The organism is Variovorax sp. PBS-H4 (assembly GCF_901827205.1).
In the GTDB taxonomy this organism is placed as follows: Bacteria; Pseudomonadota; Gammaproteobacteria; order Burkholderiales; family Burkholderiaceae_C; genus Variovorax.
The window spans coordinates 1,720,608-1,744,250 of record NZ_LR594675.1; the positions used below are offsets into that span (position 1 = coordinate 1,720,608).

General features: G+C 67.9%; 22 protein-coding genes and 1 pseudogene. 13 read left to right on the forward strand and 10 right to left on the reverse strand.

Going from position 1 to position 23,643, the window contains the following annotated elements; all coding sequences use genetic code 11:
* Nucleotides 1-7 precede the first annotated feature (7 nt).
* From urtB to E5CHR_RS08210, 5 genes are all read left to right on the forward strand, one after another.
* Nucleotides 8-1,594 (forward strand): urea ABC transporter permease subunit UrtB, encoded by a 1,587-nt coding sequence (urtB, locus tag E5CHR_RS08190; protein WP_162579219.1) that lies wholly within the window; start codon nucleotides 8-10, stop codon nucleotides 1,592-1,594.
* A 58-nt stretch (nucleotides 1,595-1,652) separates the two neighbouring features.
* Nucleotides 1,653-2,873, forward strand: a complete 1,221-nt coding sequence (gene urtC / locus E5CHR_RS08195; protein WP_162579220.1) for an urea ABC transporter permease subunit UrtC — start codon at nucleotides 1,653-1,655, stop codon at nucleotides 2,871-2,873.
* On the forward strand, nucleotides 2,870-3,748 hold the full coding sequence (gene urtD, locus E5CHR_RS08200) for an urea ABC transporter ATP-binding protein UrtD (RefSeq protein WP_162579221.1): 879 nt from the start codon (nucleotides 2,870-2,872) through the stop codon (nucleotides 3,746-3,748). The genes urtC and urtD overlap by 4 nt, the downstream gene beginning before the upstream one ends.
* 18 nt (nucleotides 3,749-3,766) lie before the next feature.
* Nucleotides 3,767-4,459: an urea ABC transporter ATP-binding subunit UrtE gene (gene urtE, locus E5CHR_RS08205; RefSeq protein WP_162579222.1), complete on the forward strand. Its 693-nt coding sequence runs from the start codon at nucleotides 3,767-3,769 to the stop codon at nucleotides 4,457-4,459.
* 164 nt (nucleotides 4,460-4,623) lie between these two features.
* Nucleotides 4,624-5,568, forward strand: coding sequence for a VTT domain-containing protein (locus E5CHR_RS08210; RefSeq protein ID WP_162579223.1), 945 nt, complete (start codon nucleotides 4,624-4,626; stop codon nucleotides 5,566-5,568).
* A 16-nt stretch (nucleotides 5,569-5,584) separates the two neighbouring features.
* Here E5CHR_RS08210 and E5CHR_RS08215 read toward each other — a convergent pair.
* The 5 genes and pseudogenes from E5CHR_RS08215 to E5CHR_RS08235 form a co-directional block, all read right to left on the reverse strand.
* Nucleotides 5,585-5,737: pseudogene (locus E5CHR_RS08215) on the reverse strand (peptidase M20); the annotation flags it as partial.
* 47 nt (nucleotides 5,738-5,784) lie between these two features.
* The gene (locus tag E5CHR_RS08220; RefSeq protein ID WP_162579224.1) at nucleotides 5,785-7,227 is read right to left on the reverse strand and encodes an MFS transporter; all 1,443 of its coding nucleotides are present in this window, start codon (nucleotides 7,225-7,227) and stop codon (nucleotides 5,785-5,787) included.
* A 298-nt stretch (nucleotides 7,228-7,525) separates the two neighbouring features.
* On the reverse strand, nucleotides 7,526-8,356 hold the full coding sequence (locus tag E5CHR_RS08225; protein WP_162579225.1) for an urease accessory protein UreD: 831 nt from the start codon (nucleotides 8,354-8,356) through the stop codon (nucleotides 7,526-7,528).
* Nucleotides 8,357-8,525: 169 nt separating this feature from the next.
* Complete coding sequence (locus E5CHR_RS08230; protein WP_162579226.1) at nucleotides 8,526-9,047, reverse strand: nucleoside deaminase; 522 nt, start codon at nucleotides 9,045-9,047, stop codon at nucleotides 8,526-8,528.
* A gap of 37 nt (nucleotides 9,048-9,084) precedes the next feature.
* Nucleotides 9,085-9,972, reverse strand: a complete 888-nt coding sequence (locus E5CHR_RS08235; protein WP_162579227.1) for a DMT family transporter — start codon at nucleotides 9,970-9,972, stop codon at nucleotides 9,085-9,087.
* Between the two features lie 170 nt (nucleotides 9,973-10,142).
* Between E5CHR_RS08235 and E5CHR_RS08240 the strand changes: the two genes are divergently transcribed.
* The 3 genes from E5CHR_RS08240 (at nucleotide 10,143) to E5CHR_RS08250 (ending at nucleotide 13,600) form a co-directional block, all read left to right on the forward strand.
* On the forward strand, nucleotides 10,143-11,660 hold the full coding sequence (locus E5CHR_RS08240) for a hypothetical protein (RefSeq protein WP_162579228.1): 1,518 nt from the start codon (nucleotides 10,143-10,145) through the stop codon (nucleotides 11,658-11,660).
* A gap of 187 nt (nucleotides 11,661-11,847) precedes the next feature.
* Nucleotides 11,848-12,444, forward strand: a complete 597-nt coding sequence (locus E5CHR_RS08245; RefSeq protein WP_162579229.1) for a hypothetical protein — start codon at nucleotides 11,848-11,850, stop codon at nucleotides 12,442-12,444.
* A 70-nt stretch (nucleotides 12,445-12,514) separates the two neighbouring features.
* On the forward strand, nucleotides 12,515-13,600 hold the full coding sequence (locus E5CHR_RS08250) for a TAXI family TRAP transporter solute-binding subunit (protein WP_162579230.1): 1,086 nt from the start codon (nucleotides 12,515-12,517) through the stop codon (nucleotides 13,598-13,600).
* Between the two features lie 28 nt (nucleotides 13,601-13,628).
* On the opposite strand, the gene E5CHR_RS08255 is transcribed toward E5CHR_RS08250, so the two are convergent.
* On the reverse strand, nucleotides 13,629-14,816 hold the full coding sequence (locus E5CHR_RS08255) for a glycoside hydrolase 100 family protein (RefSeq protein WP_162579231.1): 1,188 nt from the start codon (nucleotides 14,814-14,816) through the stop codon (nucleotides 13,629-13,631).
* 236 nt (nucleotides 14,817-15,052) lie between these two features.
* On the opposite strand from E5CHR_RS08255, the gene E5CHR_RS08260 reads away from it, so the two are divergent.
* Both E5CHR_RS08260 and E5CHR_RS08265 read left to right on the forward strand, forming a co-directional pair.
* The gene (locus E5CHR_RS08260; protein WP_162579232.1) at nucleotides 15,053-16,147 is read left to right on the forward strand and encodes a lipocalin family protein; all 1,095 of its coding nucleotides are present in this window, start codon (nucleotides 15,053-15,055) and stop codon (nucleotides 16,145-16,147) included.
* Nucleotides 16,148-16,198: 51 nt separating this feature from the next.
* Nucleotides 16,199-16,894, forward strand: coding sequence for a Crp/Fnr family transcriptional regulator (locus E5CHR_RS08265; protein ID WP_162579233.1), 696 nt, complete (start codon nucleotides 16,199-16,201; stop codon nucleotides 16,892-16,894).
* Nucleotides 16,895-16,906: 12 nt separating this feature from the next.
* Here the strand turns inward: E5CHR_RS08265 and E5CHR_RS08270 are convergent, their stop codons facing one another.
* On the reverse strand, nucleotides 16,907-17,482 hold the full coding sequence (locus E5CHR_RS08270) for a hypothetical protein (protein WP_162579234.1): 576 nt from the start codon (nucleotides 17,480-17,482) through the stop codon (nucleotides 16,907-16,909).
* 233 nt (nucleotides 17,483-17,715) lie between these two features.
* Between E5CHR_RS08270 and E5CHR_RS08275 the strand changes: the two genes are divergently transcribed.
* Nucleotides 17,716-18,600 carry a hypothetical protein gene (locus E5CHR_RS08275; protein ID WP_162579235.1) on the forward strand — a complete coding sequence of 295 codons (885 nt, stop codon included), beginning with the start codon at nucleotides 17,716-17,718 and terminating at the stop codon, nucleotides 18,598-18,600.
* 9 nt (nucleotides 18,601-18,609) lie between these two features.
* Here the strand turns inward: E5CHR_RS08275 and E5CHR_RS08280 are convergent, their stop codons facing one another.
* Both E5CHR_RS08280 and E5CHR_RS08285 read right to left on the reverse strand, forming a co-directional pair.
* On the reverse strand, nucleotides 18,610-19,590 hold the full coding sequence (locus E5CHR_RS08280) for a Bug family tripartite tricarboxylate transporter substrate binding protein (RefSeq protein ID WP_162579236.1): 981 nt from the start codon (nucleotides 19,588-19,590) through the stop codon (nucleotides 18,610-18,612).
* A 2-nt stretch (nucleotides 19,591-19,592) separates the two neighbouring features.
* Nucleotides 19,593-20,420 carry a hypothetical protein gene (locus tag E5CHR_RS08285; RefSeq protein ID WP_162579237.1) on the reverse strand — a complete coding sequence of 276 codons (828 nt, stop codon included), beginning with the start codon at nucleotides 20,418-20,420 and terminating at the stop codon, nucleotides 19,593-19,595.
* A gap of 135 nt (nucleotides 20,421-20,555) precedes the next feature.
* Between E5CHR_RS08285 and E5CHR_RS08290 the strand changes: the two genes are divergently transcribed.
* A complete protein-coding gene (locus E5CHR_RS08290; RefSeq protein ID WP_162579238.1) occupies nucleotides 20,556-21,470 on the forward strand; it encodes a LysR substrate-binding domain-containing protein in 915 nt (304 codons plus the stop codon).
* Nucleotides 21,471-21,506: 36 nt separating this feature from the next.
* Here the strand turns inward: E5CHR_RS08290 and E5CHR_RS08295 are convergent, their stop codons facing one another.
* Complete coding sequence (locus E5CHR_RS08295) at nucleotides 21,507-22,502, reverse strand: alpha/beta fold hydrolase (protein WP_162579239.1); 996 nt, start codon at nucleotides 22,500-22,502, stop codon at nucleotides 21,507-21,509.
* Between the two features lie 239 nt (nucleotides 22,503-22,741).
* On the opposite strand from E5CHR_RS08295, the gene E5CHR_RS08300 reads away from it, so the two are divergent.
* Nucleotides 22,742-23,557 (forward strand): MHYT domain-containing protein, encoded by an 816-nt coding sequence (locus tag E5CHR_RS08300; protein ID WP_162579240.1) that lies wholly within the window; start codon nucleotides 22,742-22,744, stop codon nucleotides 23,555-23,557.
* Nucleotides 23,558-23,643 lie beyond the last annotated feature (86 nt).

Below are 23,643 nucleotides of genomic sequence, written 5' to 3' on the forward strand. Positions count from 1 at the left end.
AATACCGATGCTTCGACGAACACTTCACCGCGTGCTCTGCGCCTCGACGCTGCTGTCAGCCCTGGCCGCCCACGCACTCACCCTCGACGAGGCCCGCGCCATCGCGTCGGGCGAGTCCGAGGCCCGCATTGCCGCCCTCAACAAGGCCGTTGCCGCCGCCGACGAGAAGACCGCTGCCTTCATCCAGGCCATGGCCGACGACGCGGTCAAGTACACCGACGACAGGGTCTTCCTCGTCAAGGACGACAAGGCCTACGACCCCGTCACCGGCGCCGAGCTCAAGCTGCCCGACAACGCAGAAGACGTCGTCAACAACAACCTCATGCGCGGCGCCCTCGATGCCGCGCAGGCCGCGCTCAGGCTCACGAGCAAGGACGAAGCGGTGCGCGCCGAGGCGGCGCAGGCCCTCTTCAAGGAGCCCGACGAATCGCGCCTGCCGCTGGTCGAGAAGGCACTCGCCGCCGAGACCAATGACCGGATCAAGGCCCGGCTCGAACTGGTGCGCGCCGCCAGCATGCTGAGCAGCGCCGACAAGGCCAAGCGCCTCGCAGCCGCGAAGGCGCTGGGCGAGAGCCGCAGCCCGGACACCAAGCTGCTGCTCAACCAGCGGCTGGCCGACGAGACCGATGCCGAGGTCAGGAAGACGATCGAGGCTTCCATCGGCAGCATCGACGGCTCGCTGGTCTGGGGCGACCGCATCAACGCGATCTTCAGCGGCGTCAGCCTGGGCTCCGTCCTGCTGCTGGCCGCACTGGGGCTGGCCATTACCTACGGGCTGATGGGCGTGATCAACATGGCGCACGGCGAGCTGATGATGATCGGCGCCTACGCCACCTACGTGATGCAGGGCCTCTTCCAGCGCTACATGCCCGAGCCGCTCTTCGGCTGGTACCTGGTCGCCGCCATTCCCGCCGCCTTCCTCGCTTCGGCGCTGGTAGGTGCGGTGCTGGAGCGCGGCGTGATCCGCTTCCTTTACGGCCGGCCGCTCGAGACCTTGCTGGCCACCTGGGGGATCAGCCTGATGCTGCAGCAACTGGTGCGCTCGCTCTTCGGCGCGCAGAACGTCGGCGTCGAAAATCCTGGCTGGATGAGCGGCGGCTTCACCATGCTGAGCAACGTCACGCTGCCGTGGAACCGCATCTGCATCATCGCCTTTGCGGTCCTGGTGCTGCTGGCCATGGGCTGGCTGATCAGCCGCACGCGCCTCGGTCTGTTCGTGCGCGGCGTCACGCAGAACCGTCCGATTGCCTCCTGCATGGGCGTGAACACGGCCCGCATCGACACCTACGCCTTCGCCCTGGGCTCGGGCATCGCCGGGCTGGCGGGCTGTGCGCTGTCGCAGATCGGCAACGTGGGCCCCGACCTCGGCCAGAGCTACATCGTCGATTCCTTCATGGTGGTGGTCATGGGCGGCGTCGGCCAGCTCGCCGGCACCGTGTACGCGGCGCTCGGCCTGGGCGTACTCAACAAGTTCATCGAAGGCTGGGCCGGCGCCGTGCTCGCGAAGATCGCGGTGCTGGTCTTCATCATCATCTTCATCCAGAAGCGGCCGCAGGGCATCTTCGCAGTGAAAGGTCGGAGTGCCGAAGCATGAGCCGCACGGCCGCTCCGAAGGCGAACAGAACCGCACCGCGAAGCGCAGAGGTTACCGAATGACTCGATTCGCACTTCCTTCCAAGGGCCCGCTCCTGAGCACCAAGGGCTGGACCGCCTTCTTCGCCGCGCTGATCGCCGTCTGCGCCTTGGCCCCCGTGCTCAACCTGCTGGTGCCTGCGGGCAGCGCGCTGCACATGAGCGACTACGCCGTCGCGCTGGTCGGCAAGATCATGTGCTACGCCATCTGCGCCCTGGCCATGGACCTGATCTGGGGCTACACCGGCATTCTCTCCCTGGGCCACGGCCTGTTCTTTGCGCTGGGGGGCTACATGATGGGCATGTACCTCATGCGCCAGATCGGGCGCGACGGCAACTACAAGAGCGACTTGCCCGACTTCATGGTCTTCCTCGACTGGAAGACCCTGCCCTGGCACTGGACCTTGAGCGACAGCTTCGTCGCCACGCTGGTACTGATCGTCGCCGTGCCGGGGCTGATCGCGTTCGTGTTCGGCTTCTTCGCGTTCCGCTCGCGCATCAAGGGCGTGTACTTCTCGATCATCACGCAGGCCATGACCTTCGCCGCGATGCTGCTGTTCTTCCGCAACGAGACCGGCTTCGGCGGCAACAACGGCTTTACCGACTTCAAGCGCATCCTGGGCACGCCGATCGCGACACAGGAGATGCGCATGACGCTCTTCGCGCTCACCGGGCTGACGCTGCTGGGCTTCTTCCTGTTCGCGCGGTGGCTCATCGGCAGCAAGTTCGGCCGCGTGCTCCAGGCCATTCGCGATGCCGAGTCGCGCGTGATGTTCTCGGGCTACAACCCGCTGCCCTACAAGCTCACGGTCTGGGTCATCTCGGCCGTGATGTGCGGCGTGGCCGGGGCGCTGTACGTGCCGCAGGTGGGCATCATCAACCCGGGCGAGATGAGTGCAGCCAACTCGATCGAGATCGCGATCTGGGCCGCAGTGGGCGGGCGGGCCACGCTGGTGGGTCCGATCCTCGGCGCCTTCATCGTGAACGGCGCCAAGAGCTGGCTCACGGTGGCTTACCCGGAGTACTGGCTTTACTTCCTGGGCGCCCTGTTCATCGCCGTCACGCTGTTCCTGCCGGACGGCATCGTGGGCCTGGTCAAGAGGTGGACGACCCGAGACGCGAAAGCTGCGGCAAACGAAGAACCACGCCAGCTCGCGCGGCGCGCCGTGGCGGCGGAGCAGGGCGTCGAGCCCGACGCTCTCGCGCCGCTGGCGGTGCAGCCCGAAGGAGCGCGCGCATGACACCCGACCTGATGGACGCCGGCGCAGAGCGCATCGCGCGGCACGGCCAGCACAGCGACTTCGGCAAGCTCACCGCCTCGGGCGGCCGCGAGGCCGGCTATGGGCGACACGCGACGCCCGGCGAGGTCGACCTCACCCACGGGCGCATCCTCTACCTCGAGGACGTGAGCGTCAGCTTCGACGGCTTCAAGGCCATCAACAAGCTCTCGCTCGACATCGCGCCGGGCGAACTGCGTTGCGTGATCGGCCCGAACGGCGCCGGCAAGACCACGATGATGGACATCATCACCGGCAAGACGCGGCCGGACGAAGGCACGGTGTTCTTCGGCAGCACCATCGACCTGCTGCGCCACAAGGAGGCCGACATCGCCCAGCTGGGCATCGGCCGCAAGTTCCAGAAGCCGACCGTGTTCGAGCAGTTGACGGTGTTCGAGAACCTCGAACTCGCGCTCAAGACCGACAAGGGCGTGAAGGCCTCGATGCTGTTCCGGCTCGACTCCGCGCAGTCCGACCGGCTGGCCGAGGTGCTGCACACCATCCACCTGGAGGACAGCGTCTCGCGCCTCGCGGGCAACCTGAGCCATGGCCAGAAGCAGTGGCTGGAGATCGGCATGCTGCTGATGCAGGACCCGAAGCTGCTGCTGCTCGACGAGCCCGTGGCCGGCATGACCGACGAGGAGACGGCGCGCACCGCCGAGCTCTTCCTGAAGCTGAAGGGAAAGCATTCGCTGATGGTGGTGGAGCACGACATGAGCTTCGTGCGGACCATCTCGGAGATCGTCACCGTCCTGTGCGACGGCTCCGTGCTGGCGCAGGGCACGCTCGACGAAGTGCAGGCGGACGAGCGTGTGATCGAGGTCTATCTGGGGCGTTGAAAACGCGGGAACAGCACGATGCTCAAGGTCAGGAACATTCATCAGTACTACGGCGGCTCACACATCCTTCGCGACGTGAGCCTGGAGGCGCAAGCGGGCAAGGTCACCGTCCTGCTCGGCCGCAACGGCGTGGGCAAGACGACGCTGCTCAAGTCCCTGATGGGGCTGGTCCCCATCAAGAGCGGCAGCATCGACTTCGACGGTGTGCCGGTCCACAGGAAGACGCCCTACGAGCGTGCCCGTGCGGGCATGGGCTTCGTGCCGCAGGGCCGCGAGATCTTCGCGCGCCTCACGGTCGAAGAGAACCTGCGCATGGGCCTGGCCTACCGGCCTGCGGGCACGCCGATCCCGTCAGAGCTGTTCGAGCTCTTCCCGGTGCTCAAGCAGATGCTCAACCGCCGCGGGGGCGACCTCTCGGGCGGCCAGCAGCAGCAGCTCGCGATTGCGCGCGCACTGGCGCCGAGCCCCAAGCTCCTGATCCTCGACGAGCCCACGGAAGGCATCCAGCCCAGCATCATCAAGGACATCGGCCGCGTGATCCGCATGCTCGCCGACCGCGGCGACATGGCGATCGTGCTGTGCGAGCAGTACTACGACTTCGCGCAGGAGCTGGCGGACGACTACCTGGTGATGGAGCGAGGCGAGGTGATCGCACGCGGCATGGGCAAGGACATGGAGGCGCAAGGGGTGCGCCAGCTGGTCGCGATCTGAACGCTGCCGGCACCGCAGCCCCGGCGCCCTGGCGGCAATCCAGTGCATTCATTTGCGCAGCGATTTGGGTGACAGCACACTAGCGGGTGTCGCCTCTGCGCTCACCGCCGCTTCGCCATGCTCCTTGCCCGCCAGTTCCATCCTCGTCCGATCAGGGCCAGCGCATGGAAACGCTGATTGCCCTGATGGTCGACCACGCCGTCGCGGTGGTCTTCATCACCACCTTCGCGGCACGCGTCGGCCTGCCGTTGCCCGCCGCGCCGGTGGTGGTCGTGGCCGGCGGTATCGCGGCCATGGCCCAGCCGCTGCTGCTGCTCGCCTTGGTCGCCGCCGCACTGCTGGCGAACGTGCTCGGCGACGCCGTGTGGTTCTACGCGGGCCGTACCTACGGCTATCGCTTCATGCGGCTGCTGTGCAGGATCTCCATCTCGCCGGACTCCTGCGTGCGCAGCAGCGAATCCCTGATCACCCGCTGGGGCGGGCTGTCGCTGGTGGCGGCCAAGTTCGTGCCCGGCGTTTCCGTGGTGGCGCCGCCGATGGCCGGCGCACTGGGCATGTCCTCGTGGCGCTTCCTGGGCTTCGAAATCGTGGCTGCCTTGCTGTGGGTCGGCGTCTTCCTCGGGCTCGGCTGGGTCTTCCGGGAGCAGATCGAAGCCGTGCTCGACACGCTGGCCAATGCCGGCGGCGTCGCGACCGCAGCGCTCGTCGTGGTGCTGGCAGCGATGCTGGCGCTGCGCTGGTGGCGCCGCCGCAGCGTCCGGCGCATCGCGAGCATGCCGCGCGCCGGTGTCGACGAGCTGCTCGGGCTGATGGCGGGCGAGGCTCCGCCGATCGTGGTCGACGTGCGGGGAGATACCGGCGTGCAGGTCGATCCGCGCCGCATCCCGGGTGCCCTGTCCATACCGCTCAACGCCTTGCAGCAGCGCCGGGCGGTGCTGCCCTTCGACGACACGGCGCGCGAGATCATCCTCTACTGCAATTGCCCCAACGAGATTTCGGCCGCGCTCGCCGCGCAGGCGCTGATGGCGCGCGGCTTCATGCGGGCGCGGCCGCTGGCGGGCGGACTGGAAGCCTGGGTCGAAGCGGGCCATCCCGTCGCCGAGGCCTGACCCTGCAGATCGAAGCTCAGCGGGTCAGGAGCTGGAGCAGCGTGTTGGCGACGACCACCGTCGCCTTGCGCAGTTCGTCCAGCGGCGCGCGCTCGTCGGCGCAATGGCCATTGGCTTCGAGCAGCGACTCCGGGCCGGCACCATACATCACGGTGGGAATGCCGGCTTCCATGCGCGCGCATCTGCGCGGCCTTCAGGAAGACGTCAAGCGCGCCATCATCGAATGAGCGGGCCGTCGCTCGAAGCGCTGCCCAGCGGCGGCGCCACTTCCTCCAGCGGCTTGCGCTCTGCGTCCACCGCAAAGCGCAGCGCCAGCAGCCCGGCGATCACCACCAGCGCCGCCCCGATCGCATAGCCGACGGCCACCGCGCCGCGGCTGCCGGTCTCGATCAGCGCGCCAAAGAGCACCGGGGCGATGAAGCCGCCCGCGCCCGTGCCCACTGCGTAGAAGATCGCGATCGCGATCGCCCGCATTTCCAGCGGGAACACCTCGCTCACCGTCAGGTAGGCCGAACTCGCCGCTGCCGAGGCCAGGAAGAACACGGCCGACCAGGCCAGCGCCTGGCTGCGCGCGTCGAGCCAGCCCTGCATGAAGGCCCAGCCGGTCAGCGCGAGGCCGATGCCTGAGCACACATAGGTCAGCGCGATCATGCGACGGCGCCCGACCCGGTCGAACAGCGGCCCCAGGATCAGCGGGCCCAGCACGTTGCCGAGTGCGAAGGGAAAGATGTAGAGCGCCACCCGCTCTTCCGGCACCCCATGGAAGCGCGTCAGCACCAGCGCATAGGTGAAGAAGATCGCGTTGTAGAAGAAGGCCTGCGAGATCATCAGCGCCAGCGCCACCGCACTGCGCTGCGGATAGCGGCGCAGCAGCACCTGCGCGACCTCGCGCCAGCCCGGGCTGGCGCGCCGGCTGTAGCGCACGCGGCCTGCAGGCGCCGGCAGCGCCCCATGCTGCGCGGCAACCTCGGCCTCGATGGCCGCGACGATGTGCTCCGCTTCTTCCGCGCGGCCATGCGCCATCAGCCAGCGCGGACTTTCCGGCACGTCGCGCCGCACCAGCAGGATCGCCACTGCCAGCAGCGCGCCCAGGCCGAAGCCCGCGCGCCAGCCCCATACGGGCCCGAGCACCTGCGGGTCGAGCAGCACCAGGCTCAGTCCCGCGCCAAGCGCAGCCCCGATCCAGAAGCTGCCGTTGATGGCCAGGTTGACGCGGCCGCGCACACGCGCGGGAATCAGTTCGTCGATGGCCGAGTTGATGGCCGCGTATTCGCCGCCGATGCCCAGACCGGTGAAGAAGCGGCACAGCGCGAAGAAGGCAAAGTTGGGTGAAAAAGCAGTGGCCAGCGTGGCCAGTGCATAGACCGCGAGCGTCAACAGGAACAGCTTCTTGCGCCCCAGCCGATCGGTGAGCCGGCCGAAGAGCAGGGCGCCGATCACTGCGCCGCCGATATAGAGCGAGCCCGACCAGCCGATCTGCGCCGCCGTGAGCGCCAACGTGTCGGGCCGTTCCAGCACGCCGCCGATCGAGCCGACGAGCGTGACCTCCAGCCCATCGAGCACCCAGGCGATGCCGAGTGCCAACACCACGCGCCAGTGCCAGCGCGACCAGGGCAGGCGGTCGAGGCGGGCCGGGATGTCGCTGTGGACATCTCTCATCGGGTCGGCGTCGCGAGGCAGGTCATGTCGCGAGCCTAATGCCGCCAGCGGGCGGCGCCTGTAGTCGCATGCCCCATGCATGGGGCACGGACCCTTCCTGGAATCAGAAGACGCCGAATACCTTCAGCAGGATGATCACGCCGATCGGTACGCCGCACAGCCAGAGGATGATGCTTTTCATGGTTTTCTCCTGTTCATTGGAGTCACCACCTTAGCGATCGCCGTGCCGGCGCCGAGACGGAGAACAACGGGCAGCCGGGTAGGGCAAGGGCCCACCGGGCAGCGGGCCGGGGCCGGGTCACATCGCCCAGATGCGCGGCGGCGCACCCCGCATCTGCCACAGCTCGGCACGCCAGGCCTGCCACGCCTGCCGCAGCAACTGCATGGCCGGCTCGACCAGGGGCGCCAGGACGCGCAGCACGACCACGCCCGGCTGCGGGCTGGTGGCGCCGGCACTGTCGCGCAGCGCATGCGCTTCGATCAGCGCACGCACGGCATCGAGCGCGGCCTCTCGCCGGGCCCGCGCCAGCGGTGCGCCCGCAACGAAGAACAGGGAGGCCAGGCACCGATGCCCGGCCAGGCCCAGCCGGCCATCGAGCAGCCGCGGGTCCGCTGCATCGATGCGCCCGCGTTCGAGCCAGGCGCCAGGCATCTCGATGTGCTGCAGCAGCGTGCCGCGCTCGAACGGCTTGCCGGCGCCGGGCAGGCCGAGTGCCGTCACATCCCATCCGATGAGCTCCGCACCCTCCGCCAGCTGCAGCGAGAGCCGGTTCTCCGCGCGGCAGCCGCTGAAGCAGATCGCTTCGAGCGGCAGCCATTCGAGGCGCGCGCCGGGCTCCAGCCGCAGCGCGGTGCGCTGCACCGCGGGCTCGCCCTCCGAGCGATAGAAGCGGCTGGCGCCCGGCGTCGTGATCAGCCCATGGCTGCCGGGCGCCGCGCTCACGCGGATGTCGAGGGTGTCTCCACCCACCAGCCCGCCCGGCGGATGCACCAGCACGTTGTGGCAGACCGCATCGCCCTCGGGGTACAGGCTCTGCAGGATCCGCAGCGGGCCCTCGTGGCGAAAGCGCGCGACGCTTCGCGGGCCTTCCAGTCGGTAGTCGAGCTCGAGTCGCGCGTTCCAGGGCATGGGGGCGAGTGTAGGAGGAGGGTGACGACGCCAGGGCGTGTCGAGTTCATCCCCGAAAGAAGTGGACAAGCTTGTGGAAAACTCCGGGCACAAGTCGTCAGGGCCTTGTCGGGCAACGACTTGCGCTGGGTTGCCCAAGGAAACGGCAGAGCTGGGGAAGCTAGCCTCGTCAACCCGTCCACGCCCCCACGTGCGCGGCCATGGCTTCGTCGAGCAGCGCTGGCCCTATGCATTCGATGGGGTGTGCCGAAGCCGCGAAAACGTCCCGGCAGGACGGCGCTGCGTCGCGCTGCCCGGGGGGCTCGCCCCGGAACACGCGCAAGCGCTCGGCATCGATGCCGAAGACCACGCGGCCGATGCCGGACCAGGAGATGGCGCCCGCGCACATGACGCACGGCTCGCCCGAGGCATAGATCGTGGCGGCCGCCAGTGCCTCGCGCGAGAGGCTGCGCCCTGCCAGCATGCGCACTGCATTGGTCTCGGCGTGCCCGGTGACATCGCCGGTCTCGGCCGTGTTGCACCAGGCCTCGGCCAGCACTTCGCCGTCGGCCGAGACGATCACCGCGCCGAAAGGCCGGTTGCCGCGCCGCCGCGCGGCATGCGACCACACGATCGCCTTGCGCAGGTAGCGCCCGTCTCGCTCGTCGAGCGGTGTCTCGGGGGAAGGGGTGGAATGAAGGAGCAGATCCATGGGTTCATGCTACCCAAAGGTGTCCAGGCGCACCGGCTCAGGACCGCGGGGTGCTCGCGAACTTGAACGACCAGCCGAGATTGAGCCCCGCCGCCGCCACCAGAATCGCTGCCGCGCCGGCCAGCTGAACCGCCTGCAGCCGATGGTCGAAGGCCACCATGTCCACTCCGATCGCCACGATCGGATAGACGAAGGAGAGGGCACCTACCGCGTGCGTCGGCAGCTTCTGGATCGCGCCGTAGAGCAGCACGAACACCAGGCCGGTGTAGATCACGCCCATCACCGCGAAGCTCCCCCAGGCACGGGCATCGGTGGGCAAGGTCGAGAGGTTGGCGAACGGCGCAATCATCACGACGCCCACGCACACCTGGGCCAGCGCGATCATGTGCGGAGGCGTGCCGCTGAGCTTCTTCGTGATCATGGCGGCGACCGCATAGAAGAAGGCCGCACCCAGCGCCATGAGCACGCCCGCGACATAGCCGGCCCCGGTGTAGCTGGCGCCGGGCTTCGCCTGGACGATCAGCAGCACGCCGGCAAAGGCGATCCCCAGCCATCCGAGCTGAGTGGCGCTGACGCGCTCGGAAAACAGCAGTGCGCCGAGCGCGACCATCATGAAGGGTTGCGTGTTGTAGACCGTGGTTGCGATCGCGATCGACGCCCGCGAGAACGAGGCGAAGATCAGCAGCCAGTTGAGCACGATGGCGATTCCGCCGAGCGCCGCCCACCCAAGCAGGCGAAGCGAGAGCTTGCCGCGCAGCATGCCCAGGGCGGCGCAGACGGCCAGCAGCGTGGCCGCGCCGAATGCACAGCGCCAGAACAGCAGGTCGATGACCGGCTGTCCCGAACGCACGACGAACCAGCCGATGGTCCCTGAGATCACCATGGCGGCAGTCATCTCGAGCATGCCGCGTGTCTTGTCGGTCATCGTTGGGGATCTCTGGAGGGTTCGAAGGTACTTGTGGGAATGGGGCCGGTCCTGCATTCTGAAGGCACGGCCGAGCCCGATGGGGCAACGGCCCGGCGAGGCGACGGCATTGGTGATTCCCCTCAAAAGTTGGGATGCACACATGAGAACCAACGAACTACACTGGGCCGATGTCCATTTGGCTGACCTCGGCTTTTCAGAGCGAGCACTGGGCGGTGGGCGACCAGACATGGTCGCGCAATCCGGCAACGGGTGTCTTCGAGCTGGCCGACTACAAAGGATGGGGTGCGCCCCCGCCGGCGTGCGACCCCCTCGACCTGGCGCCCCTGGTGGGCGCCCGCGTGAGTGCCGACGCAGCGGATCGGGCTGGCCAGTCCGTCGCGCTCTTTCCCGGACCCTTCAAGTTCTCTCCGGTAACGGGCAAGGCGCTGCCCGCCCCATCCACGGCCCATCGCGGCACCTGGGCCCCGCCTTTCGGCGATGACGGTTGCGCCGACGATTCGCCACATGGGTTGCGCCTGACGGCCGCGCCTCTTGGGCTGCGCTCGACCTTGACCGTCGAGTCCCTGCCGGACCGCCAGCTTGCGGCGCCCCCAGCCGGCCACTATCAATTCCTGGTCAGCGCGTGCCAGACCTGCGACGCGCGATTGCTCGCGCTCGAGTTCGCACGTGGACGCATCTACCACTGGCTGCCGCACTCCGAGCGCTGGCTGGAGCTCCGTCCTGCGGGCGCGCGGGCACTCGGCAGGAGCACCCTCGGCGAGCAGGCCTGGGGCGTGGCAGTGCACGACCCGCAGGGCGCCAGCAGGATCTTCATGCCGACCGACGACGGACTGGCCATCGTCTCCATCAACCTGATCGCCGGCACCTTCGAGTCGCACGTCGTCGGCACACGCTGCCTGGGCGCACCGGTCCTGTGGCAGGGCAAGGTGTACGTGCCGATGCTGCAGGAAGACGGCAAGCTCGGCATCCATGGCCTGGATCCGGCGGGCACTTCGCTTCGCCGCGTCGAAGGGCCGGGGCTCGATGCGGCGTCGGCGGCGTGGGTGCGGCCGCTGGCCGATCGCCGGCAGATCGTCTGGATGTCGGCTGCGGGCCAGTTGGTCGTCAAGCCCGGCGCCGGCGACACGCTCGAAGCGTCCTTGCTGCCTTGGCCGCCCGGCGTCGTGCCGAGCTTCGAGCTGGGCAGTCCCTACCTGTCTCGCAGCGGGCATCTGTGGCAGCAGTGCATGCTGCAGGACGACGGCAAAGGCCGCGAAGAGGGACAGCGCTTCGGCTTCGTGCAACTGGGGCTTCAAGAGCCCGAGATCAGGCCGGCCAGTTCGCCTCGGCTCAGCACCGGCGCCGCATCCTTCCAGCTCGATGCGCGCTTGCGGATCGCGCCGTGGTTCGATGCCGACGTTTCCATGGATTCCAACGCCGGCGAAGTGATCATTCCCCTGCTGGAGTCGACCGCCACCTCGACGGTCCTGTGCGCGCGCGTGGCGAGCACCATGCCGGCCGACAGCCTCTTCGCGTCCAACGAGGCGCACACGGCCACCTTCGAACTGCACGGCGAAAACGACGTGCAGTTCTGGGTCGCCCGCCTGCCGCGCCCCTGGGCGACCCAGCCCTTCGTGTACGCGGGGCACCTGTATCTCTATCACCCCGACAAGCGTCGTTTGCCGGGCTGGCGGATCGACCCATGAGCGCTCCTCGACCCCTTTCCCGACTATGGCGAACCTGGCGGAACTGGACCTGACGTTTTCGCAGCCGTGCAAGCGCTGTGCGCAGCTGCTGCATGGGCGCGTGAGGTTCTGTCCGTACTGCGGCGGCGAGCACGACGTCCCCCGGTGGGGCGACGAGGCGGCGAACACGGCGTTCGGACCGGGGCACGTGGATCCCGATCCAGCCGAGCCGGTGGCATCGCTGGAAGACGGGCTGCCCGCCGTCGAGGGGCACGAAGCCACGGAGACGCTCGATCGTTCCATCGTTCCCGAGATCCGCAGCGAGGCGCGCGAAGAGGCGGGCCTGGACATTGCGCATATCGTCCCCGCCGCCTTCGAATGGCCTGACGAGCTGCCGGTCGGGATCACGGCGGCCGAGCCGCGCGCCGTGGCGCCGCGCGGGAAGCCTGTGTTGAAGAACGCAGCGATCGGCGTGGGGGTGGCCATATCCGTGCTCGCCTTGGTCCTCGGCTATCTCCGTTCCGGCCAGGACGGCGACGCGGGGACGACGGAGGCGGCGACGCCGCCGCAGCCGGCGCAGGTGCAGAACGTGCCACGCCTCGCTGCCGCAGCGGTTCCGGCCGAACTGCCGGCGGCCGCGCAAGTTCCGGCCGCCGCCCCTGTGCCGGTCGCGCCGGTGGTGCCGGTCCCGGCGGTCGCCGCCGTTCCTGCGTCGGCCATGCCTGCGCCGGAAGCCGGGAGAACCCGGTGCAACGAAGCGCTTGCGGCGTTGGCCCTGTGCCCCGACGCAGCAGGCGCGCGATGAGGGGCGCAGTCCGATGCATGGGTCGTGCCGCCGTACCGCGACCCCACGAGGAAACCTGGAAGGAGCCAGCATGGCAATCCGATCACTGCTGACGGGGCTGATGTGGCTTGCCCTCCTGCCCGCGGCCCTCGCGGCGCCGCCCCAGGCCGAGTACAAGATCGTCACCGCGTCGAAGAGCGGCACGTACATCCAGATCGGCCGCGACCTCGCCAAGTGGGTGGCCGAGCCCGCCGGCATCGATCTCGAGGTGCTGGAATCGAAGGGCTCTGCGGAGAACGTGCATCGCATGCGCTTCGAGCAGGGCGTCAAGCTCGCGCTGGTGCAATCCGACGTGTACCAGGCCTTTCTGAACGAGGCGAAGGCGGGCAGCGCCGACGCGGGCAACATCATCCGGCCGCTGCGCCTGATCCTGCCGCTCTACGACGAGGAGATCTATTTCGTCGCCCGCGCCGACTCGCCGCTGAACTACATCCACGAGATCAGGAACAAGAAGATCAGCGTCGGCGCGCTGGGCAGCGGCACCGCACTCTCCGCGAGAACGCTCTACCAACTGATGTACGGCGAGCCGATATCGCCCGCCAACGCGCAGTACCTGAGCAACGAGGAGGCGCTGGCCCAGCTCACCGTCGACAAGTCGATCGATGTCGCCATCATCGTGGCCGGACAGCCCGCCAAGCTGTTCACCGACATGAAGCCCGAAGCACGCAACTTCATCAAGATCCTGAAGCTGGACGACAAGGCGCCGGAAACCGCACGCGTGACGAAGACCTACTTTCCCGCGACCATTCGCGCGGCGAGCTACGCCAACTGGCTCACGGCGGACATTCCGACTCTGACCATCAAGGCTTACCTGGTCACCTACGACTATGGCCTGCAATCGACGGTCGGCAACCTGGTCCGCTTCGCCGACTCGCTGTGCGCCAACTTCGACAAGCTCCAGGCCAATGGGCATCCCAAGTGGAAGCAGGTGAAGCTGGAGCTTCCGCCGCTGAGCCAGGGATGGCGCTACTACCCGCCAATGGAAAAGCGGCTGCGGGCCTGCCTGGCTGGGCGGAGTGCGCCCTCGACGGTCGGGACCTGGCCCAGGTCGTCGGCAACGCCGACGCAGCGCGCCTGTACCGAGCAGGAGCTGGTGCTGGGCATCTGCAACCGGTAGCGGGAAGTGGGAAGCGGGAGAGCGAGGCTCACCACCCCGCCGCATCGCCCATCAGCGCGCGACGGGCCAGCAAAAAGGTGGCGGCGTTCCAGCTCTGGCCCGCCATTCCCCTGGGCGCCAGCGTCCGGCCGTGGAACCACTCGGTGAAGCGCCAGTCGTCCAGTGCATTCACGCCGGCCAACCGTGCGAGCTCTGACCAGGCCGGCTCGTGCAGCCCCAGGCGCGCCAGCATCATCACCCAGAAGCCGCCGACGAAGGGCCAGATGCCGCCGTTGTGGTACTGGTGCACGAGGTTCTGCTGGTGACGGCCCATGTAGAGCCGCCACAGCGGGTGCTGGGGCGTCAGCGGATACAGCACCACGCGCAGCGGATAAGGCACGCTGGCATTCGCCGCGCTGAGGGTGTCGACGATGCGGTAGGCCATGGCGGTATCGGCCAGTCCGCTCTGAATGGCGAGTATGTTGCCGAAGACGTCCCCTTCGTGGCCGACCACCGAGAGATTGACGAAGCTCAGGTACAGGCGCGGATCGCGCTGGCCCCGGCGCGCATAGTGCCGCAGCAGCCGCGCCCGGTGGTACTTGGGAAGTTCGGCCTGGAAGGGGTTGAAAAGGTGGTTGAAGTGGTAGTGCGTCGCCTCGGCGTGGTCGAGCCCATAGCGCCGCTTGACCTCGTACCAGAGCGTGTTGGTGTAGAGCACGTAGCCCGAGCGCGGCATGATGTCGGCCCAATCGCTGGCCTCGTTCTGCTGCAGCAGCCGGAAGTGCTGGTGCTCCTGCGCCAGCAGCCAGCCGGTCGCGCGGCTCACCTCGTCGCTCCAGCGCGACGGGCCGACGCGGCCGTGGCGGCGCACGTGGTCCACCGCGATGAGCCACCACAAGGTGGCGTCGATGCAACCCAGGTACCAGAAGTCGGCATCGCGGCCTTCAGGATCCACGTACTTGGGGATCTGCCCGTTGGCCGCCTGCTGCGCTGCCAGGGCATCGAGGCTGTTCACTGCGCCTTCCTCCAGGGCAGGTACGCCGCTGCCGCACATCGCCATCACGCAGATGGCGGCGTCGCGCCCGAAGATTCGCGTGTAGCGCCGCGCCTCCGCCGCTTCGGTCCGGCTGGCGGCGAGGATGCCGTGAGGGGTCAGGTTGCGCTCGAGGAGGTCGAGCGAGGCCTCGGCGCAGGCGTCGATCAGCGCGTGGGCGGAAGCGTCGGGATGATGGGTCATGGGTCGTGCGGTCGCCGGAGAGTCTGCCAGCGGCAATTCTCGCGGCTTGCGCATCCGCGCGAGGCGGCATCGCTAAGATGTCCGCCGATCGGGTCCGGAGACCCCTACGCGAAAGGACGCCCCTGAACATGAGCGCCGACGACCCCGTTCGACGAAGCCGCAGGCGTTCCGCCTGGGAACGCGCCCGCTCTCCCTCCCGCGCACGGGCGCGCGCTCGGGCGCGCAGGAGGGGCTTGATGGTGTTCTTCGGCGCCGTGGCGCTCGTGATGATGGTCATCGGCGCCGGGCTGTACCACCTTTCGGCCTCCGAGCGCACACCGGCTTCCGCCATGGCTGCAGTGTCGCCGCAGGCAAGCGGGAAGCCGTTGGAGCGGACCGCCGCGTTCCCGCCCCTCAGCCTGCCATCCGACGATGCGCCCCATGGGTCCGCCATGGAGTGGTGGTACTACAGCGGCATTTTGCGTGCGGAGACAGGCCAGGGCTACGCCGTTCACATGGTCGTCTTCGTGGCCAACGGATTGGTCAAGCACACCGTCATGCATGCCGCCCTGACCGACCTGCAGACCGGCAAGCGCTATGTCAGCCAGAGCCGCACGGGCGGCACCCCCGCAAGGAGCGTCGCCTACGGCTTCGACTTCAGGCAGGAGGGGTGGCAGGTCACCGCGTCGCCGTCGTTCCATGTACTGCAGGCCAATTTCGATGGCGCCTCGATCGCCTTCGACCTGGGCGTTTCCGGGCCGGTCGTCGCCCACCGCGCGCCGGGGTCGGAGACGCCCGGCCTGCTCGACTTCGGCAACAGCGGCATCAGCTACTACTATTCGCGCCCCCGGATGCCGGCGCGCGGCAGCATCGCCATCGCGGGGAAATCGGTGCCGGTCAGCGGTGAGCTCTGGTTCGATCACCAGTGGGGCGAATTCGACGTCCTGACGCTGGGCTGGAACTGGTTCGCCCTGCACCTGGACGATGGGTCCGACCTGATGGTCTACGAACTGTTCGACATGGACGGCCGGAAGGTCATGACGGCGGGCACCCATTCCGACGCCCAGGGCTCGCAAGCCATCGAGCCCGGCCAGGTCGAACTGGCGCCCGGCCGCACATGGACGAGCCCGAAGACCGGCATCGGCTACATCGTCGAATGGGACATCAAGCTGCCGACCGGCGTCCTGAACATCAAGCCCTTCTTCGCCGACAGCGAATTCGATTCGGGCGCGACGACGGCCAACGTCTATTGGGAAGGTCCGGTCAAGGTGGGCGGCAGCCGCCAAGGGCAAGGCTTCCTCGAGTTGAGCGGGTACGACCGCTTGCGCGCCAAGCCCGCGAAGAGCAAGTGATACTGCGCCGGCGTGATTGCGCCCAGGACCGTACCGGAGAAGGAAAGCTTCATGTCAACGATCGGATTGTTCGACACCGCCGTGGCCGCGTTGAATGCATCGCTGGCGACGCCGGCCGGCATCGTTGCGCTTTGCTCCGCCGCCATCGCGGGCTCGCTCGTCATCGTGAGCTCCTTCGTGAGGACCATGATCCCCTTGCGCTGCCTGGCGATCGGCGGCAACCTGGGCTTCCTGATCTACGGCGCGCTGCATCCGTCTCTGATCCTGGTGTTGCTGCATGGGGCGTTGCTGCCGATCAACATCTTTCGCGCGGCCCAGATGGTCCGCCTCACACGCCGGGTGCAACTGGCGGCAGCCACCAGCGATTTTTCGGGGGTCTGGCTGCGGCCTTACATGCGCCGGCGACGGCTGAGGAAAAACGCCGTGCTGTTTCGCAAGGGCGACGCCGCCAAGCGCCTGTATTTCCTCGCCGAAGGCCAGATCGAGTTCGTGGAGATCGGCCAGACCATGGAGCCCGGCCGGCTGTTCGGCGAGATCGGCTTCTTTGCGCCCGACAAGCGACGCACGCTGACGGCGCGCTGCGCCACGAACTGCACCGTGCTGCAGATGGACGAGATGACCTTCAAGTCGCTCTATTTCCAGAACCCGGCCTTCGGCTTCGAGGTCGTGACGCTGGTGGCGGGCCGGCTGCTGGCAGACCGGCAGCGGCTGGAAGAGCGGCTCGCCGCCGGATTGCCGGCGGCCTGAAAAAAGAGGCGCTCAACGCAGGTCGCGCGAGCGACCCGGATCTTGCCCCGGAATCACCGACCCGATCGAGGCCGCCATGAACTGTTCCCTGGCGACCACCCGGGGGCTGCGGTGTGCATCCGTCTCGAGCCTCGCGATGGCCCATCGGGCAATCTCCTCGGCGCCGAACCGGTCGTCCGCCAGCCGGTGGAGCTCATCCGAGAAGGCGAGCAGCCAAGCCTCCTCCGGCGTCGGCGTTCGAGGATCCCAAAGGGTGTCTTCGCGGCCAGCGCCAGGCAGGCCCGAGTCTTTCTTCGGGTCTCGCACGCCGGATGCGCGGAGCGTGGAGGTAAAGGCCCAGGCTTCGCGTTGATCCTTGTCGAGCACGATTGCCGGTTCGGAGCGTTCTTCGCGCTGGGTTGCAGCAATGACGTCCAGGTCGTCCGCAGTCAAGGGAGCTGCACCCTTGGCACGCGCCTTGAGAGCCACATCGAGGGCAAAGGCCCAGTGGGGCGGAACCAGCGGGTCCTTGCACGACATTCGCGAGGCGAGCTTCGCGGCCTTGGGACTCATTTGCTGGATCCACTCGTAGCAGTCGTTCCAGTGCATCTGCCGCCTCCATCGTGTAGTTGACCTGTCTCTCGCTACCGGCAACCGGCGTTCCCGCTCGTCGAAACGCCGAGCCTCCAGTAATACGGGGCGCGCAAGCCGCTCACCGTGAACCATCGCTCCGCGTCGAATATTCCGCAAGATGTTCTACCCGGGGACCGGAGACCCCCAAAACAACCGCTTTCAAATCTGCGACTAGCCATGGACCAGGCACAGGAACACAATGCAACATCATGAAACGCGCGACAACGCTTCGCCGCCTGGCGCTGTGGTTCTGGTTCCTGATGCTGCCGGTTGCCGCGCTGGCGCAGGCACAGCTCGGGAGCGCGGCTGCCTTGCGGGCCAAGTACGAGGGCGTGCAGGCGCAGCTCGATCGAAACGTCTTCGGACGGCCCCTGGTGCTCGAATCGACGGAAGCCTCCGGGCAGTTGAGCGGCGACATCTTCGCGGTGCTGAGTCATCCTTTCGCCCAGGTGAGCGGCTCCCTGAGTCAGCCTGCCGTCTGGTGCGACGTGCTGATGCTCCACCTCAACACCAAGCACTGCGCAGTGCGCGGAACAGCCACCGCCCGGATGCTCGCCGTGTCGGTCGGCCGCAAGTTCGACCAGCCGCTTTCCGAGGCCCAGCGCGTCGAATTCATCTGGCAGCCGCCGAATGTCGCGGACGACTACCTGAGCGTGCGGCTGAGCGCGGACAAGGGGCCGCTGTCGACCCGCGACTACCGCATCGAACTGGAGGCGACGCCGTTGAGCAACGGCAAGACCTTCATCCATCTGGGCTACGCCTACGCCTACGGCGTTGCCGCGCGCATCGCGATGCAGGGCTATCTGGCGACGCTCGGCGCCGACAAGGTGGGGTTCACGGCCACCGGCAAGGACTCGTCGGGCGAGCCGGCGTACGTGGGCGGCGTGCGCGGCGTGGTGGAGCGCAACACCATGCGCTACTACCTCGCCATCGATGCCTACATGGACGCCCCCAAGCAACTGCCGCAGCGCCTCGCGACCTGGTTCGACAGCACGGAGCGCTACGCGCGGCAACTGCACGAGGTGGAGCGGGAGGAGTACCTCTCCATGAAGCGCAGCGAATACAAGCGTCTTGCGAGCGGCGTCGCCGAGTGAGCTCGGCGCTCAGTCGAGCGAGATGTGCGCGCGATCGGCCACGTTGCGCCAGCGTGCCAGGTCGCGCGTGATGACCTCCGTCACCTGCGCCGGCGCGCTCGCCTGCACCTCGTAGCCGAGCCGCCCGAGCCGCTCTGACAATTCGGCGTCGAGCGCCGTCCGGGTGGCGTCGCGCACCTTCGCCAGCACGGGTGCAGGCAGGCCCGCGGGCGCCATGAGGCAGTACCAGACCTCGTAGTTCACCGAGGGCCCACCCGCTTCCTTCAACGTAGGCACGTCGGGCAGTTGCCTGGCGCGCTTCTCGCCGAAGACCGCAATCCCGCGCAGCTTGCCGGCCGCGAGATGCCCCGCCACGGAGGGTGTGGTCGCAAACACCATGTCGATCTGGCCGCCGATGGCATCGTTGACCGAGGGCGCGGTTCCCTTGTACGGCACATGCAGCGTCTTCAACGGCGAGACCGACGACAGGTACTCGCCGACGAGGTGCGGCGACGTTCCTGCGCCTGGCGTGCCATAGCTCAGCGCCTGCTTCTGCGACAAGGCCAGCAGCTCTGCGAAGTTCTTCGCCGGAAAGTCGGGCCGCACGGCGATGACCACCTGGGTGGTGCCGATCATGCTGACGGGCACGAAGTCCTTGAGCGGGTCGTAGCGCACATTCTTGTTGACGCTCGGGTTGGTGGCGAGGAAGTCGTTGGCGAAGAGCAGCGTGTAGCCGTCCGCCGCCGCTCGTGCGACCGCGTCCGTGCCCATGTTGCCGCCGCTGCCGGGCCGGTTGTCGACGACGACCGGCTGACCCAGCGCGCGGCCCAGCTTTTCGGCGAACGGCCGGGCGATGGTGTCGAAGCCGCCGCCAGGCGGAAAGGGCACGACCATCGAGATCGGGCGGGCAGGGTAGGCCTGCGCCTGCGCGTGGACAGCGGCGCCGGCAAGCAGGCTGGCGCCGATGCCGACCACCGCGCGGCGGCGGCTGATGCAGAGGGTGCGGGACATGGTCAGAGCCTCGGCAGTTCGATCTGGATCAGCTGAGTCGCGTGCTCGGCGTGCATGCTGCTGGGGCCATCGCCGGAGTAGAGCGAAGACCGCGCTTGCCAGTGGCCCGAGGCGGTACTGCCGCTGCCTTGCAGCACGAAGACGATGGTGTTCGGCGGCACGGGCAGTTCGGCGCCTGCATCGAGAGCCAACTGGCTCAATCGGGTGTGCGCCTCTGAATAGGTGCCCAGGTGCTTGCGCGCAACGCCGCGCGCCGTGGGGTCCGGTATCCATGCCGCGGCGTCCGGCCTCATGAAGACCGGCTTGTCGTAGCGGCTCTCGGGGTAGCGAAGCTCCCGCTGGTTCATGTGTTCCCACACGGCCTCGTACGCATCCTGGTTGCGCGTGCCGCCTTCGGGCTTGGCCACCTTGTAGACGCCGCGCTCGAAAGTGCCGGTTTCCTTGAGCTCGGCGATGCCGCGCTGGAACTCCGCTTCGGACAGGTAGCCGCTGCGGCTCGCGCCGCCGAACTGCAGCACCAGCGTGATCGATTCGCCGGGGATGCTCTGCGGCCCGTAGAAGACGCCTTCGGGAAAGTAGCCGACCATGCCGGGCTTCATCACGCCGTCGCGCGAGAAGTCGGCGTCGCCTTCCAGCTGCACGCGCACCTGGTCGAAGTTGTGCCTGTGGCGTGGCGAATCGAAGTCGCTGTACGTGTAGGACAGCTGCAGGAAGAAGTTGCCGGCCGTCCCGTCCTTTCCTGACAGCAGCGGGTAGTAGCGGAACTTGCCGCCGCGGGCGTGGACTCTTTCGATGATCTCGAGATCGCTTAGATTCAGGACCTGTTGCATGAGGTGGGGTCTCCGGTGTTCTCTCTCTCTGTTGACGCAGCCCGGATGTTCGTGGGCACGAGTCCCTGCGTCGAGCGACATTTCTGCACAACCGCCTTGCCGGTACGGCAACGCCACGATTGCGAGACAAGAACCATGGTCCCCCGCCGTCCGCTGCTCGATCACCTGAGCCTTTCGTCCTTGAAGCTGATTGCGGCCATCGAACGCGAGGGCAGCCTGTCGCGCGCGGCGTCCACGCTGCACATCGTGCCGTCGGCCGCGAGCCGGCGCATCACCCAGCTCGAATCCGCGACCGGCACGGCGCTCCTGCACCGGACCACGCGCGGCGTCGAGTTGACGGCCGCCGGCCTATCCGTGGCGCGCTATGCCCGCTCGATGATGGGCGAGGTCGCCGCACTCGACGAGGAACTGCAGAACCTGCAGGCCGGCGTGACCGGGCGCATCAAGCTGGTGGCGTCCATCTCGGCCATCGTGCAGCACCTGCCGCAAGACCTGGCGCTGTTCCTGCGCGCGCATCCGGATATCAAGGTCGAGCTTGCCGAACACACCAGCGCAGACATCGTGGGTCTGTTGCTGCAGGAACGCGCGGACATCGGCGTGTTCGTGTCGAACGGCGAGGTGCCGGGCCTCGAGCTGCGACCTTATCGTTCGGAGCGCCTGGTGGTCATCCTGCCGGCAGGACATCGCCTCGCGAGGCGCAAGGAACTGCGCTTCGAACAGTTGCTCGACGAGGAATGGGTCGAGCTGCCGCCCGGCACTGCGTTGGCGAGCCGAGTCGCCGACGAAGCGCTGAAGTTCGGCGTGCGGCTCAAGAGCCGCATCCAGGTGAAGGGCATGGATTCGGCCAGCCGGATGGTGCAATGCGGCCTGGGCATCGGGCTGCTGCCGCAGGCGAGCGTTGGACAGCAGGCGCAGTTTCCCAACCTGGTGTGCGTGCCGCTGAAGGAGCCGTGGGCCGAGCGGACCAGCTACCTGGCGGCCGCGTCGCGCAGCCGGCTCTCGGCGGCCGGCCAGGCCCTGTGGTCGGCGCTCGGCAGCACCACGTGCTGATCCGGAGCCTCGCCGCCGGCCCTGGACGGAAGGCGCTCAGTCGTCCTTGTCCTTGTGCCCGGACCGATCGGTCAGGAAGTCGAGCGTGGCCTGCCAGGTCTGCGGCGAGTTGAGGATGCCGAGGTGGCCGGTGCGCAGGATCGGGTCGTAGGCGCCTTGCCCCGTGAGCACGAGCTCGCGCGCGCCACGCAGGCTGGCGCTCCTGGAAAAGTCGTTGGGCTTGCCGAACGAATCGACGGCGGGCACCGGCGCCACCGCGCCGTCCTGGACCGGGAAGTAGACGAAGCTCGCGTCGCCGTTGCGAATGACCAGCACGCGCGTGGGGCCGTCGTTCTCGCGCCCGCCGTTGCGGCCATTGAGCAGGCGCAGGAAGGGCGTGTCGGGCGAGCCCAGCTCCTGGCACACGTCGCTGGCCGGGGTGAAGCCGCCTGCCGCTGGCGCCTGGAAGTAGTTGGCCGGGTCGGGGGAGCAATTGATGATGCCGTGGTTGGGGCCGTCGATGGCCACGAAGCGGCGAACGACGTGCTGCGCCTCGTCCTGGCGCATCCACTCGCGCGCCAGCGTCACGCCGAGGCTGTGGCCGACGATGTCCACGCGCTGGGCGCCCGTGAAGTCCATCACCGCCCGCACGAAGCGGCGCAGGTCCGGCACGTTGGCCGCGTTGGTGTGGGCGATGCTCGAGCGGCGCGTCTGGTCCGAGGCGAGGTCGCACTGGTCGCCCTGGTAGCCGATGCCCCAGAGCTCGCTGGTGGCGTAGCCGTTGTCGGCCAGGAACTGCGCAAGCGCCTGGATACGGCCGTAGGGGCTGCAGGCGGTGGCGAACGGCGTGTCGTTGTTGCCGTGGATGAGGATCACCGGCGTTCGCGTGACCGGGCCGGCGGCGCCGAAGCCGATCAGCGGCCTGGCGAGCGAAGTGTCTTCGATCGAAGGGAAGCCGGGCGGCAGCGTGTTGCCCACGGTGCCCGCGGCTTGCGCGGCGGCCATGGCGACGAAGGCTGCAAGGGCGGCGGCGTGGCGAATCCACTTGTTCATCGGCGGTCTCCTTCCTCTGCGGCGGCGATGATGCCGGCGAAAGGCGGCGCTGGCAAGGCCGTTCCGGGCGCTGCGTGCGTCCTCATCAAGATGCAACAGCGTTCGACTCTGCGCAATACCGCACGGCCGAGGAACTATGGGACGGGCAGAATCGGGAACCCCCGGAATCGGGAAGACGATGCGCAGAGGCGTGCACGGCGCAAACCCGCGCATCCCCTCGGCAAGCTTATAGATACGCTATGGATCCCTTCGTTGGCCAACTGCTGTCCCCGCACTACGAAGCCGGGCCCATCGCGCTCTCTTATGTGATCTCATTCTTCGGGTCTCTGTTGGCCCTGCTGTGCGCCGACAAGATGGTGCGCAGGGACGGCACGCTCGACCTGTCCATGCTGGCCTGCGGCGCGGTGGCGCTGGGCGGCATCGGCATATGGTCCATGCACTTCATCGGCATGGTCGCTTACAGGCTGCCCGTGCCGATCGCCCATGACGTGCCGCTGACGGCCGTTTCGTTGATCGCCGCTGTCGTCTTGTCGGGCGCTGCGCTGTACCTGGCCGGCGGCAAGCGCTTCACCCGCGGCGGCTGGCTGGCTGGCAGCCTGGTGGCGGGCATCGGCGTGTGCGTGATGCACTACATCGGCATGTTCGCCATGAACATGCGCGCCAGCATGAGCTTCGATCCGGTCATCGTCGCTGCCTCGGTGGCGATCGCCATCGGTGCGGCGGCGGCAGCACTGTGGCTGGCCTTCAACCTCACGGAACTGGCGCACCAGTTCGTCGCGGCCGCGGTGATGGGAGGAGCGGTCTGCGCCATGCATTACACCGGCATGGTGGCGGCCACCATGGTTTGCACCAGCAGCCCGGGAGCGTCCTCCTTCCTGGTAGGTGACGGCAACCTGGGCCTGGCGGTTTTCAACACCGCGTCGGTGGCGCTGATCTTCATCTTCAGCCGGATCGAGATCGACGACTGGCTCGACAACGTGCGGGCCAAGGCACGGATCGGCGCGCTGCCGTCGGCATCGGCGCATTCGGGCCCGCCCGCCGGTCCGCGGCCCTGAACGGGTCGTGCGCTTGTTGATGACGAAGATCCGAACCGGTCGCCCTCCGGCCCAGCGAATGCCATAGCATTTGCACATGAAGCCCT

Coding starts and splice junctions, on each gene's coding strand:
- urtB (WP_162579219.1), top strand. CDS start 8: ATGCTTCGACGAACACTTCACCGCGTGCTCTGCGCCTCGACGCTGCTG.
- urtC (WP_162579220.1), top strand. CDS start 1,653: ATGACTCGATTCGCACTTCCTTCCAAGGGCCCGCTCCTGAGCACCAAG.
- urtD (WP_162579221.1), top strand. CDS start 2,870: ATGACACCCGACCTGATGGACGCCGGCGCAGAGCGCATCGCGCGGCAC.
- urtE (WP_162579222.1), top strand. CDS start 3,767: ATGCTCAAGGTCAGGAACATTCATCAGTACTACGGCGGCTCACACATC.
- E5CHR_RS08210 (WP_162579223.1), top strand. CDS start 4,624: ATGGAAACGCTGATTGCCCTGATGGTCGACCACGCCGTCGCGGTGGTC.
- E5CHR_RS08220 (WP_162579224.1), bottom strand. CDS start 7,227: ATGAGAGATGTCCACAGCGACATCCCGGCCCGCCTCGACCGCCTGCCC.
- E5CHR_RS08225 (WP_162579225.1), bottom strand. CDS start 8,356: ATGCCCTGGAACGCGCGACTCGAGCTCGACTACCGACTGGAAGGCCCG.
- E5CHR_RS08230 (WP_162579226.1), bottom strand. CDS start 9,047: ATGGATCTGCTCCTTCATTCCACCCCTTCCCCCGAGACACCGCTCGAC.
- E5CHR_RS08235 (WP_162579227.1), bottom strand. CDS start 9,972: ATGACCGACAAGACACGCGGCATGCTCGAGATGACTGCCGCCATGGTG.
- E5CHR_RS08240 (WP_162579228.1), top strand. CDS start 10,143: ATGTCCATTTGGCTGACCTCGGCTTTTCAGAGCGAGCACTGGGCGGTG.
- E5CHR_RS08250 (WP_162579230.1), top strand. CDS start 12,515: ATGGCAATCCGATCACTGCTGACGGGGCTGATGTGGCTTGCCCTCCTG.
- E5CHR_RS08255 (WP_162579231.1), bottom strand. CDS start 14,816: ATGACCCATCATCCCGACGCTTCCGCCCACGCGCTGATCGACGCCTGC.
- E5CHR_RS08260 (WP_162579232.1), top strand. CDS start 15,053: ATGGTGTTCTTCGGCGCCGTGGCGCTCGTGATGATGGTCATCGGCGCC.
- E5CHR_RS08265 (WP_162579233.1), top strand. CDS start 16,199: ATGTCAACGATCGGATTGTTCGACACCGCCGTGGCCGCGTTGAATGCA.
- E5CHR_RS08270 (WP_162579234.1), bottom strand. CDS start 17,482: ATGCACTGGAACGACTGCTACGAGTGGATCCAGCAAATGAGTCCCAAG.
- E5CHR_RS08275 (WP_162579235.1), top strand. CDS start 17,716: ATGAAACGCGCGACAACGCTTCGCCGCCTGGCGCTGTGGTTCTGGTTC.
- E5CHR_RS08280 (WP_162579236.1), bottom strand. CDS start 19,590: ATGTCCCGCACCCTCTGCATCAGCCGCCGCCGCGCGGTGGTCGGCATC.
- E5CHR_RS08285 (WP_162579237.1), bottom strand. CDS start 20,420: ATGCAACAGGTCCTGAATCTAAGCGATCTCGAGATCATCGAAAGAGTC.
- E5CHR_RS08290 (WP_162579238.1), top strand. CDS start 20,556: ATGGTCCCCCGCCGTCCGCTGCTCGATCACCTGAGCCTTTCGTCCTTG.
- E5CHR_RS08295 (WP_162579239.1), bottom strand. CDS start 22,502: ATGAACAAGTGGATTCGCCACGCCGCCGCCCTTGCAGCCTTCGTCGCC.
- E5CHR_RS08300 (WP_162579240.1), top strand. CDS start 22,742: ATGGATCCCTTCGTTGGCCAACTGCTGTCCCCGCACTACGAAGCCGGG.